This window comes from Agromyces sp. NPDC056389, from assembly GCF_042262385.1.
Lineage (GTDB): Bacteria > Actinomycetota > Actinomycetes > Actinomycetales > Microbacteriaceae > Agromyces.
The window spans coordinates 2,755,285-2,763,987 of sequence record NZ_JBHJPN010000001.1; the positions used below are offsets into that span (position 1 = coordinate 2,755,285).

An 8,703-nucleotide genomic window follows, 5' to 3' on the forward strand; every position below is an offset into this window, starting at 1 on the left:
GCGATGCGGCCCGACCTCAGGCTCCGGCGGCCTCGGCGGCCCCCGGCTCGAAGCGGTAGCCCATGCCCGGTTCCGTCAGGAAGAACCGCGGCTCCGACGGCGTCGGCTCGAGCTTGCGCCGCAGCTGGGCGACGTAGAGCCGCAGGTACCCGGCATCGTTCGCGTGGAACGGCCCCCACACCTCGCTCAGCAGCATCTGCCGGGTGAGGAGCTTGCCCGGGTTCTTGAGGAACAGCTCGAGCAGGCGCCACTCGGTCGGCGTCAGGCGAACGGATGTCGCGTGGCACGAGGCATCCGTCGACCTGATGGTCTTCGCGGCGAGGTCGACGGCGAGTGCGCCGATCGCGTAGGCCGCGGCATCCGCTTCGCCGCTCGTCGACCGGGCCCGAGCGCGGATGCGGGCGAGCAGCTCGTCCATGGCGAAGGGCTTCGTCACGTAGTCGTCGGCGCCGGCGTCGAGGGCGTCGACCTTCTCGGCCGAATCGGTGCGGCCCGAGAGCACGAGGATCGGCACCTTCGACCACGCGCGCACCGCTCGGATGACGTCGATGCCGTCGACCTTCGGCATGCCGAGGTCGAGCAGGATCAGGTCGGGATGCGCGTTCGCGGCCAGGTCGATCGCCTCGGCGCCGTCGCGAGCGGCGACGACCTCGTAGCCGCGCGCCGCGAGCGTGATGCGCAGCGCGCGCTGCAACTGGTCGTCGTCGTCGGCGAGGAGGATCCTCATCGCACCTCCTCGGTGGTCGTGGTCGTGGTCGTCGTCGGCGGCGGCGGCGGCGGTGTCGTGGCGGACGGCAGGGTGACGACCATGGTCAGGCCGCCGCCGGGAGTGTCCTCGACCTCCAGTGTGCCGTCCATCCCCTCGACGAAGCCCTTCGACAAGGCGAGGCCGAGCCCGAGACCGGTGTCGTTGTCGGTGTCGCCGAGGCGCTGGAACGGCGTGAACACCTCGTCGCGGCGCTCGGCGGGGATGCCGGGGCCGCGGTCGACGACACGCAGTTCGGTGCGGCCCTGGAACGAGCTCGCCGCGAGGCGCACGCGCTCGCCGTCGGGGCCGTGGCGCACGGCGTTCGCGAGCAGGTTCACCACGACGCGCTGCAGCAGCACGCCGTCGGCGAGCACGGGATCGAGTTCGTCGGCGAGGTCGAGCTCGACGTCGCCGGGCCCGAGGGCGAGCTCGTCGAGGGCCGGGAGGACGACGTCGGCGACCTCGGTCGGAGCGAGGGTGACGGCGAGTGCCCCGGCCTGCACCCGACTCACGTCGAGCAGGTTGGTGACGAGCTCGGCGAGGGCGTCGAGGCTCTCGGAGGCCGTCGCGAGCAGTTCGTCGCGCTCGGCGGCGGGCAGCTCGACCTCGCGGGAGCGCAGGGCGCTGATCGCGGCCGACGCCGAGGTGAGCGGGCGTCGTAGGTCGTGCCCGACGGCGGCGAGCAGGGCCGAGCGCACGCGGTCGGTCTCGACGAGGGCGTTGGCCGCAGAGGCCGCGGTCGCGAGCGCGCCGTGCTCGATCGCGGCATCCATCTGGGCGGCGATGACCTGCAGCAGGCGGCGTTCGGATGCCTCGAGGTCCTGACCGTGCAGTTCGAGCACGCCGCGGCTGCCAATGGGGATCTCGGTCACCCGGTCGTCGCGGCTCGGCTCACCATCGGCGACCCGGGGCTCGCCGTCGATCAGCAGGCGCACGCCGGTGAGGCCGAACGCCTCGCGCGTGCGGGTGACCATCGCCTGCAGGGCGTCTTCACCGCGGAGCACGCTGCCCGCGAGCGTCGCGAGCAGCTGGGATTCGGCGGCCGCACGGCGGGCGATGCGAGTACGGCGCGCGGCCTGGTCGACGACATAGCTCACGAGCAGTGCGTTGGCGACGTAGAACACGAGGGCGAGCAGCTGTCTCGGGTCGCTGATCGTGAGTGTGTACGTCGGCTGGACGAAGAGGAAGTTGAGCGTGAGGCCCGAGAGCACCGCGGCGAAGAGGCCCGGCCACATGCCGCCGATCAGGGCGACGACGATGACGAGCAACTGGTACGCGAGCACGTCGCTCGTGATCGACGTCTCGGTGTGGAAGGTGACGAGCAGCCAACTGAGCAGCGGCCCGGCGATGAGCGCGACGGCGAAGCCGACGATGAGGCGCCGGCGGCTGAGCGCCCCGCCGAGCTTCGGGAGCGAGAAGCCCGAGCCGGCCGCCGCGTGCGTGACGATGTGCACGTCGATGTCGCCCGATTCGCGAATGACGGTCGCGCCGATGCCGGGGCCCGTGAACGCCGCAGCGAGCCGCGAGCGGCGGCTGACGCCGATCACGAGCTGCGTGGCGTTCGCCGCCCTCGCGAAGTCGACGAGCGCGCGCGGCACGTCTTCGCCGACGACCTGGTGGAACGTGCCGCCGAGCTGCTCGACGAGGGTGCGCTGGCGATCGAGTGCTCCCGGATGCCTCGCCCGCATGCCGTCGGGGTTCGTGACGTGCACCGCGATGAGCTCGCCGCCCGACGACCGCGAGGCGATGCGCGCACCGCGGCGCAGCAGGGTCTCGCCCTCGGGGCCGCCGGTGAGGGCGACGACGACGCGCTCTCTCGCCTCCCACTTGCGGTCGATGCCGTGCTCGACGCGGTAGGCCTTCAGGGCCGAGTCGACCTCGTCGGCCAGCCAGAGCAGCGCGAGTTCGCGGAGCGCCGTGAGGTTGCCGAGCCGGAAGTAGTTCGAGAGCGCGGCGTCGATGCGTTCGGCCGGATAGACGAGACCGCCCGCGAGGCGATCGCGGAGCGCCTGCGGGGCGAGGTCGACGACCTCGATCTGGTCGGCGGCCCGCAGCACGGCGTCGGGGATGGTCTCGCGCTGGGCCACCCCCGTGATCTGCTGCACGACGTCGCCGAGCGATTCGATGTGCTGGGTGTTGACCGTCGAGATGACGTCGATGCCCGCCTCGAGCAGCTCGTCGACGTCCTGCCAGCGCTTTTCGTGCCGGGAGCCCGGCGCATTGGTGTGCGCGAGCTCGTCGACGAGGGCGATCTCGGGCCGGCGCGCGAGCACCGCGTCGAGGTCCATCTCGTCGAGTCCCATGCCGCGGTGCTCGACGGTGGTGCGCGGCACCACCTCGAGCCCGCTGACCATCGACGCGGTGGCCTTGCGGCCGTGCGTCTCGACGAAGGCCACGACGACGTCGTGCCCTTCGCCCCGGAGCCGTCGGCCCTCTTCGAGCATCGAGTAGGTCTTGCCGACGCCGGGAGCGGCGCCGAGCAGGACCCGAAGCCGCCCCCTTCGCATCGTGCTAGCCCTCCAGCTCTGCGAGGGCGAGGTTCAGCTGCAGCACGTTGACGGTGGGCTCGCCCAGGTACCCGAGATCCCGTGCCTGAATCCTAGACTCCACGAGTTCGCGCACCTCGGATTCGGGGAGCCCGCGCTCGCCGGCGACCCGCGCCACCTGCAGCAGGGCGTACTCGGGGCTGATGTGCGGGTCGAGACCCGACGCCGACGCGGTGACGGCGTCGGCAGGGACATCCGCTTCGGAGACGCCGTTGAACTCGGCGACCTGCGCCTTCCGCTCCTCGATCGCGGCGATGAGGTCGGCGTTCTCGGGCCCCCAGTTGCTGCCGCTCGATGCACCGCCGTCGTAGCCGTCGCCGGCCGCCGACGGGCGGGGCTGGAACCACTCGGGTAGCGGGTTGCCGTCGGCATCCGCGAACGACTGGCCGATGAGCGAGGAGCCCACGACCTCGTCGCCCGAACGGACGACCGAGCCGTTCGCCTGGGCGGGCAGGACGACTTGGCCGATGCCCGTGACGACGATCGTGTAGGCGACGCCGAGCACGAGCGTGAAGATGAGCATCGCGCGGACCGCGACCCAGTGGGTGCGTACCGCCGTGCGTGTGGAACTCATTGGGATGTCCTTTCGCGCCCGGGCCTAGAAGCCCGGGATGAGGCTGACGACGAGGTCGATCAGCTTGATGCCGATGAAGGGGGCGATGATGCCGCCGAGGCCGTAGATCAGCAGGTTTCTGCTGAGGATCGCGGACGCGCCGCCGGCCTTGTACTTCACGCCGCGGAGCGCCAGCGGGATCAGGATCACGATGATGATCGCGTTGAAGATGATCGCCGACAGGATCGCCGAGGCGGGGGAGTGCAGCTGCATGATGTTCAGCACCGCGAGCCCCGGGAAGACGCCCGCGAACATCGCCGGGATGATCGCGAAGTACTTCGCCACGTCGTTGGCGATCGAGAACGTCGTGAGCGCGCCGCGCGTGATGAGCAGCTGCTTGCCGATGCGCACGATCTCGATGAGCTTCGTCGGGTCGCTGTCGAGGTCGACCATGTTGCCGGCCTCCTTCGCGGCCGACGTGCCCGTGTTCATCGCGACGCCGACGTCGGCCTGCGCGAGCGCAGGCGCGTCGTTCGTGCCGTCGCCCGTCATGGCGACGAGGTTGCCGCCCGCCTGCTCGCGCTTGATGAGCGCCATCTTGTCTTCGGGGGTCGCTTCGGCGAGGTAGTCGTCGACGCCGGCCTCGGCCGCGATGGCCTTCGCGGTGAGCGGGTTGTCGCCCGTGATCATCACGGTGCGGATGCCCATCGCCCGGAGTTCGGCGAAGCGCTCGGTGAGGCCGTCCTTCACGACGTCCTTCAGGTGCACGACGCCGAGCAGTCGAGCCTCGCCGTTCGCGTCCTTCGCGGCGACGACGAGCGGCGTGCCGCCGCTGTTCGAGATCGCCTCGACGCGCTGCTCCAGCTCGTCGAACGTGCTCGACGCGATGCGGCCGGATGCCTCGACCCAGGCGATGACCGCCGAACCGGCGCCCTTGCGGATGCTCGAGCCGTCGGGCAGGTCGAGTCCCGACATGCGGGTCTGCGCCGTGAACGGCACGACCTCGCCGGCGGGTGCGCCATCGAAGCGGATGCCGCGCTCAGCCGCCAGATCGACGATCGACGAGCCCTCCGGGGTCGGGTCGGCGAGCGACGACAGGGCCGCCGCCCGCTCGAGCTCGGAGACCTCGACGCCCGGCATCGGCACGAACTCGCTCGCGCGGCGGTTGCCGTAGGTGATGGTGCCCGTCTTGTCGAGGAGCAGCGTCGTGACGTCGCCTGCAGCCTCGACGGCACGGCCCGACATCGCGAGCACGTTCCGCTGCACGAGGCGGTCCATGCCGGCGATGCCGATGGCCGAGAGCAGGGCGCCGATCGTCGTCGGGATGAGGCAGACGAGGAGGGCCACGAGCACCGGGATCGAGACCGGAGACGCCGCGTAGGAGGCGATCGGGTTCAGGGTCAGGGTGACGATCACGAAGATGATCGAGAGGCTCGCGAGCAGGATGTTCAGCGCGATCTCGTTCGGGGTCTTCTGCCGCGACGCGCCCTCGACGAGCGCGATCATGCGGTCGACGAAGGTCTCGCCGGGCTTCGACGTGATGCGTACGACGATGCGGTCGGAGAGCACGCGCGTGCCACCGGTGACCGCGGAACGGTCACCACCCGACTCGCGCACGACCGGGGCCGACTCGCCCGTGATCGCCGACTCGTCAACCGAGGCGATGCCCTGGATGATGTCGCCGTCGCCCGGGATCGACTCGCCCGCCGTCACGACGACGACGTCGCCGAGCCGGAGGTCGCCCGAGGGGACCTCGGCGATCGCGGTGCGTTCGGCCGCGGCATCCGCGACCTCGTCGTACGCCGTGACGCGGCGCGCGACCGTCGACGTGCGGGTCTGCCGCAGGGTGTCGGCCTGCGCCTTGCCGCGGCCCTCGGCCACCGACTCCGCGAGGTTCGCGAAGAGCACGGTGAGCCAGAGCCAGACGGCGATCGCCCAGGTGAACGAGAGCGGCACGGCCGTGCCGCCCGACGAGCCGGGGCCACCGGCGAACGGCTCGGCGATCGCGAGCACGGTCGTGAGCGCAGCGCCGACCTCGACGAGGAACATGACAGGGTTGCGCCACATCTGCCTCGGGTCGAGCTTGCGGAACGCACCCGGAAGGGCCTGCAGGATCTGCGCGGGCCCGAAGGCGCCGGCGGGGCGCTTCGAGGGGGAGCCCATCTGACGGGGCGTGTGCTCCGCCAGCGGTTCAGGGGCCGAGGCGGTGGAGACGGTGGACATTTCAGTTCAGCCCTTCAGCCAGGGGACCCAGCGTGAGAACGGGGAAGTACGTGAGCGCGGTCACGATGACGGTGACGCCCACGAGGAGGCCGACGAACTGCGGCCGATGGGTGGGCAGGGTGCCCGCGGTCGCGGGAACCTTGTCCTGCGCGGCGAGCGAGCCGGCGAGGGCGAGCACGAGCACGATCGGGATGAACCGGCCGAGCAGCATCGCGACGCCGAGCGCCGTGTTGAACCACGGCGTGTTCGCCGTGAGGCCGGCGAACGCGGAGCCGTTGTTGTTCGACGCGCTCGTGAACGCGTAGAGCACTTCGCTCATGCCGTGGATGCCGGGGTTCCAGATCGAGACGGACTCGACGTCCTCGCGGATGCCGGGGATCGCGAAGCTGAGGGCGGTGCCCACGAGCACGAGCGTCGGCGTGACGAGGATGTAGAGGCTCGCGAGCTTGATCTCACGCGGCCCGATCTTCTTGCCGAGGTACTCGGGCGTGCGACCGACGAGGAGACCCGCGATGAACACCGCGATGATCGCGAGCACGAGCATGCCGTACAGGCCCGAGCCGACACCGCCGGGGGCGACCTCGCCGAGCATCATGTTGAGCATCGGCATCATGCCGCCGAGGGCGGTGAAGGAGTCGTGCATCGAGTTCACGGCGCCGGTCGAGGTGAGCGTCGACGTGGTGCCGAAGAGCGCCGAGCCGAAGATGCCGAAGCGCGCCTCCTTGCCCTCGAGTGCGCCGCCGGCGAGTTCGGGCGCAGTGCCGTTGCCGCCCGATTCGAGCGCGCTCAGTGCGAAGAGCGAGATCACGTAGAGCGTCGCCATGACGGCGAGGATCGCGTAACCCTGCTTGTTGGAACCGACCATCCTGCCGAAGGTGCGGGGCAGGGCGAAGGGGATCGCGAGCATGAGCACGTTCTGGAAGAGGCTCGTCCAAGCGGTCGGGTTCTCGAACGGGTGCGCGGAGTTCACGTTGAAGAAGCCGCCGCCGTTCGTGCCGAGCAGCTTGATGACCTCTTGCGAGGCGACCGGACCACCGGGCACGTTCTGCGTGCCGCCCGCGAGCGTCGTGATCTCGGTGAAGCCGTTGAAGTTCTGCACGACGCCGCCGATGAGCAGCACGATCGCGCCGATGACCGAGAGCGGCAGCAGCAGTCGGAACGAGCCGCGGAACAGGTCGACCCAGAAGTTGCCGATCGTGCCCGAGTTCCGGCGTGCGAATCCGCGCACGAGTGCCACGGCCACGGCGATGCCGACGGCGGCCGAGACGAAGTTCTGCACGGCGAGGCCCGCGAGCTGCACGGTGTAGCCCATCGTGAGCTCGGGGGAGTACGACTGCCAGTTCGTGTTCGCGACGAAGGACGCGGCGGTGTTGAACGACAGCCCCTCGGGGACGGCCGGAAGGCCGAGCGAGTACGGCAGCACGGCCTGGGCGCGCTGCAGCACGTACACGAACAGCAGGCCGATGACCGAGAACGCGAGCACGCCGCGGAGGTACGCGGGCCACGACTGCTCGGCGCGCGGGTCGACGCCGATCAGGCGATACAGGCCGCGTTCGAACCTCCAGTCGCGGTCGCTCGTGTAGAGGCGCGCCATGTAGTCGCCGAGCGGGCGGTAGAGGAGGGCGAGGATGAGCGCGAGGGTGGCCGCCTGCAGGACGGCGAACAACGCATCCATCAGAACCGCTCAGGTTTGACGAGGGCGTACACGAGGTACACCACAGCGGCGACACCCAGCGCGGCAGCGAGGAGTTCGAAGAAGATCACAGCTTCTCGACCCCCCTGGCGATGAGGCCGACGAGTACGAACACGGCGATGATGCCGAGAATGTAGACGACGTCGAGCACGAAGACTCCAGATTCACGATGACGCGAGCCGCAGGCGCGGCAGGCGGGCAGCATTCACTGCACCTGCGATGCAACACCCGCGCGGATGCCGCTGCGCCGATCCTCACGGACCCCTAACGCCTCCTCGGGCGATCCGAATGCGCCGCTCACGACGACGGAGACGGGTCGCTCGGAACTCGTCAGGGAACCGATCAGGTGCGTTCGGATCCCGTTGACGTGCGCGCGCGTGGAGCTTGCCGGATCTACACCTGAATCATGACCTCGGTTCTCGCATTCAGCACCAGCAGCTCTCGGCCGGGAACGGGAGGCAACTGGCCTCGGCACACCACGGCCACCGCTGACGACGTCGTCGTCTCGGGGGTCTCCATGCTTCGCCTCGTCGAGCTGTGCGGTACGCCGTGCGTGCACACGGCGACGGCGCCCGATGCCGCCGAGGCGACCGATCACGACGGGGCGGCCCGGCCGCTCGACGTCTCGGTCGTCGTCGTGCGGGTCACGAGCGTGCGAGGCCGCGGCGCAGAGCGCGTCGTCGAGGTCGATGGGCGGCTCGATGGATGCGACGCCTGTTGGTTCGAGCTGCGGATGATCGGCCGTGCGAGCACGGTTCCGGCGATCGCCGTCGGTCTGCTGACGCCGTCGGAGCCGGGTGCCGGCACCCAGGTGTCGCTCCCGGCTGACATCGCCGTCGGCGACCTCGTCGCGGTGCCGTGCGGGCATGTCAGCGCGCTGCGAGACATCCGCAGGGGCTGATCACCTGGAACGGCGGATGCCGCGTGCGGAAGCACGCGG

At 70.4% G+C, this 8,703-nt stretch carries 8 protein-coding genes; 1 reads left to right on the plus strand and 7 read right to left on the minus strand.

Annotated elements, in window-relative coordinates:
• Positions 1 to 16: 16 nt before the first annotated feature.
• The 7 genes from ACFCVM_RS12900 to ACFCVM_RS12930 form a co-directional block, all read right to left on the minus strand.
• A complete protein-coding gene (locus tag ACFCVM_RS12900; protein ID WP_375836593.1) occupies positions 17 to 727 on the minus strand; it encodes a response regulator in 711 nt (236 codons plus the stop codon).
• Complete coding sequence (locus tag ACFCVM_RS12905) at positions 724 to 3,255, minus strand: ATP-binding protein (RefSeq protein WP_375836594.1); 2,532 nt, start codon at positions 3,253 to 3,255, stop codon at positions 724 to 726. Before ACFCVM_RS12905 ends, ACFCVM_RS12900 begins: the two co-directional genes overlap by 4 nt.
• Before the next feature lie 4 nt (positions 3,256 to 3,259).
• Complete coding sequence (kdpC, locus tag ACFCVM_RS12910) at positions 3,260 to 3,868, minus strand: potassium-transporting ATPase subunit KdpC (RefSeq protein ID WP_375836595.1); 609 nt, start codon at positions 3,866 to 3,868, stop codon at positions 3,260 to 3,262.
• 24 nt (positions 3,869 to 3,892) lie between these two features.
• Positions 3,893 to 6,010 carry a potassium-transporting ATPase subunit KdpB gene (kdpB, locus tag ACFCVM_RS12915; protein ID WP_375836718.1) on the minus strand — a complete coding sequence of 706 codons (2,118 nt, stop codon included), beginning with the start codon at positions 6,008 to 6,010 and terminating at the stop codon, positions 3,893 to 3,895.
• 61 nt (positions 6,011 to 6,071) lie between these two features.
• Positions 6,072 to 7,745 (minus strand): potassium-transporting ATPase subunit KdpA, encoded by a 1,674-nt coding sequence (gene kdpA, locus ACFCVM_RS12920; protein ID WP_375836596.1) that lies wholly within the window; start codon positions 7,743 to 7,745, stop codon positions 6,072 to 6,074.
• Positions 7,745 to 7,834: a potassium-transporting ATPase subunit F gene (locus ACFCVM_RS12925; RefSeq protein WP_022891167.1), complete on the minus strand. Its 90-nt coding sequence runs from the start codon at positions 7,832 to 7,834 to the stop codon at positions 7,745 to 7,747. The genes kdpA and ACFCVM_RS12925 overlap by 1 nt, the downstream gene beginning before the upstream one ends.
• On the minus strand, positions 7,831 to 7,968 hold the full coding sequence (locus ACFCVM_RS12930; RefSeq protein ID WP_375836597.1) for a hypothetical protein: 138 nt from the start codon (positions 7,966 to 7,968) through the stop codon (positions 7,831 to 7,833). The genes ACFCVM_RS12925 and ACFCVM_RS12930 overlap by 4 nt, the downstream gene beginning before the upstream one ends.
• Positions 7,969 to 8,169: 201 nt before the next feature.
• On the opposite strand from ACFCVM_RS12930, the gene ACFCVM_RS12935 reads away from it, so the two are divergent.
• Positions 8,170 to 8,664: a hypothetical protein gene (locus tag ACFCVM_RS12935; protein ID WP_375836599.1), complete on the plus strand. Its 495-nt coding sequence runs from the start codon at positions 8,170 to 8,172 to the stop codon at positions 8,662 to 8,664.
• Positions 8,665 to 8,703: the final 39 nt, after the last annotated feature.

Excerpts from the sequence above, each read along its gene's own strand:
- ACFCVM_RS12900 (WP_375836593.1), bottom strand. The coding sequence starts at position 727 with ATGAGGATCCTCCTCGCCGACGACGACGACCAGTTGCAGCGCGCGCTG.
- ACFCVM_RS12905 (WP_375836594.1), bottom strand. The coding sequence starts at position 3,255 with ATGCGAAGGGGGCGGCTTCGGGTCCTGCTCGGCGCCGCTCCCGGCGTC.
- kdpC (WP_375836595.1), bottom strand. The coding sequence starts at position 3,868 with ATGAGTTCCACACGCACGGCGGTACGCACCCACTGGGTCGCGGTCCGC.
- kdpB (WP_375836718.1), bottom strand. The coding sequence starts at position 6,010 with ATGGGCTCCCCCTCGAAGCGCCCCGCCGGCGCCTTCGGGCCCGCGCAG.
- kdpA (WP_375836596.1), bottom strand. The coding sequence starts at position 7,745 with ATGGATGCGTTGTTCGCCGTCCTGCAGGCGGCCACCCTCGCGCTCATC.
- ACFCVM_RS12930 (WP_375836597.1), bottom strand. The coding sequence starts at position 7,968 with ATGCTGCCCGCCTGCCGCGCCTGCGGCTCGCGTCATCGTGAATCTGGA.
- ACFCVM_RS12935 (WP_375836599.1), top strand. The coding sequence starts at position 8,170 with ATGACCTCGGTTCTCGCATTCAGCACCAGCAGCTCTCGGCCGGGAACG.